Genomic DNA, 1080 nt, shown 5'->3' with positions numbered 1-1080 from the left:
TGAAACCTTACTACAGCGAAAACAAAGGCCGCCCCTCACTTGATCCGCTGATTTTATTCAAAATGATGTTTATCGGATACCTCTACGGTACCCGTTCAGAAAGACAGCTTGAAAAAAAATTTACTACAATATGGCGTACAGATGGTTTTGGGGACTGAATATCAATGACCCAGTTCCGCACCACTCCACCATCAGCTGGAACAGACGAACACGCTTTAAAGATACAACTATTTTCCAAGACATCTTTGATGAGACGCCAGGCCATCAATCATGACATGGTGGGCGGACGTGTACTTTTCACCGATTCAACTCAACTGAAAGCCAATGCCAACAAGCACAAATACACAAGAAAAACAATTGAACAGGATACACAAAACTATATCAAAGATTTAAATGAAGCCATCCAAGAAGATCGGGAGGAACACGGAAAAAAGCCATTACCCGCCAAAGAGGAGGTGAAAGCTGAAAAAGAGATCCGCCACAGTACCACTGATCCTGAAAGTGGATATATATACCGTGAAAACAAACCGGAGGGTTTCTTTTATTTAGATCACCGCACAACGGATATGAAATACAACATTATCACCGATGCCTATGTCACACCCGGAAATCTCCATGATTCTGTGCCCTATCTTGACCGATTGGATCTTCAAATCGCACATTTGGTTTTCAAGTAGAAGCCGTCGCTCTTGATTCCGGATATTTAACGACCCCGCATCTGTAAAGGATTAGCTGACCGCCATATTTTTGGCGTTATTGTCCATAGACGATATAACCCTACTAGAGGCTTGTTTCCAAAATGGAAGTTTCATTATGACAGTGAAAATGACAGTTATATTTGCCCGAACCAGCAAAAACTTACATACTCAACAACTGACCGAAAAGGCTACCGGTCATATAAATCAAATCCTGAAACCTGTTCCGCATGCCCTTTACTTGCGCAATGCACAAGATCAAAAAACCGCCAGAAGGTCATCACCCGGCATGTATGGGAAGATCCTAAAGAAAAGGTCAAACAAAATCGCTTGTCTGTTTCAGGAAAAACCCTCTATAAAAAAAGAAAAGAAAAAATAGAGCGAA

General features: G+C 41.7%; 1 pseudogene. It reads left to right on the top strand.

The features are described 5' to 3' along the window. Positions 1 to 1080 (top strand): annotated as a pseudogene (locus AC1DN5_RS19020) (IS1182 family transposase); the annotation flags it as partial.

It is taken from the genome of Bacillus sp. 01N42_2, from assembly GCF_056399565.1.
This window is presented reverse-complemented; position numbering and strand designations above follow the sequence as displayed.